The sequence below is a fragment of the Natrarchaeobius oligotrophus genome (assembly GCF_003841465.1).
Lineage (GTDB): Archaea > Halobacteriota > Halobacteria > Halobacteriales > Natrialbaceae > Natrarchaeobius > Natrarchaeobius oligotrophus.
Genome location: NZ_REFZ01000054.1, coordinates 1 through 1367 on the forward strand (window position 1 = coordinate 1; position 1367 = coordinate 1367).

Here is a 1367-nt window from a genome sequence, read left to right on the forward strand (position 1 = left end):
TTCGAGCAGTACGCCACGGAGATGCTGTTCGACGTGGCCTTCTGGCACGGCGACTTCTACCTCGCCTACCAGTTCATCGTCGACGCGATGGGTCTGTTGTTCGTCGTCGGGATCGGCATGGCGATCTACCGGCGCTACTGGGTCCGAAACGAGCGCCTCTGGGGCCGACACACCTCGAACGAGGACGCCATCTTCATCTGGACGCTGTTCGGCCTCGGCGTCGGCGGCTTCCTGCTCGAGGGACTCCGCATCTACGCCACCGGTATGCCCGAACACGAGATCGTCAGCTTCGTCGGCTACGGCCTCGCGATGGTCTTCCAGGCGATCGGGCTGCCGACCGTTGCGGGCACGGCGACCGATCCGAACTACACCGCCGTCTCCGTGCTCGGCTTCAACGCCGAGACGTTCCACTGGCTGTTCTGGTGGAAGCACTCGCTGCTCGCGTTCTTTTTCATCGCGTGGATCCCCTACGCCAAGCCGTTCCACATGCTCTCGTCGTTCGCGAACGTCGTCACCCGCGACGAGAACGCCGGAAAGCGACTGCCGAACGTCCCCGCCGACCTGGACGCGACCAACGCCGAGTCCATCGACGACTTCACCTGGAAGGAACTGCTCGACCAGGACGCCTGCACCAAGTGCGGCCGCTGTTCGTCGGTCTGTCCGGCCAAGGCGTCGGACCGCCCGCTCGACCCGCGCGACGTCATCCTCGACCTGAAATCCTACCGCGAGGACCTCGACGCCGGCGGCGAGGAACAACCCATCGTCGCCGACGGCGGCGGCGTGATCGACACCGAGACGATGGAGTCCTGCATGGCCTGTATGGCCTGCATGGACGCCTGTCCGGTCGAAATCGAGCACCTGCAGTCGTTCACCCGGCTCAACCGACAGATGACCGATCAGGGCGACATCGCCCCCAGCATGCAGGACGTCTTCCAGAACGTCATGCAAAACGGCAACACGTTCGGCGACTCCCCGCGAAACCGCGCCGACTGGGCGGACGAACTCGAGTTCGACGTCGCCGACGCCCGCGAAGAGGACGTCGACTACCTCTGGTACGTCGGCGACTACCCGAGCTACGACGAGCGCAACAAGCAGGTCGCGCGGTCGCTCGCGACCATCCTCGAGGAGGCGGACGTCAGCTTCGGCATCCTCTTTGACGACGAGAAGTACGACGGCAACGACATCCGCCGCGTCGGCGAGGAGTTCCTCTACGTCGAACTCGCGGGCCACCACGTCGAAACCTGGGAGGACTGCGAGTTCGACGCGATCGTCTGCACCGATCCCCACTCCTACAACACGTTCGAAAACGAGTACCCCGAGGTCGACTTCGCGGAGTTCGCCGACGACCCGATGATGCCCTTCGAGTA

Annotated in this window: 1 protein-coding gene; it reads left to right on the forward strand. The window is 64.3% G+C overall.

Features of this window, described 5'->3' with window-relative positions; translation table 11 throughout:
- Positions 1 to 1367 (forward strand): 4Fe-4S dicluster domain-containing protein (locus EA472_RS21780; protein ID WP_124193543.1); only part of this gene is annotated, 1367 nt, incomplete at both ends.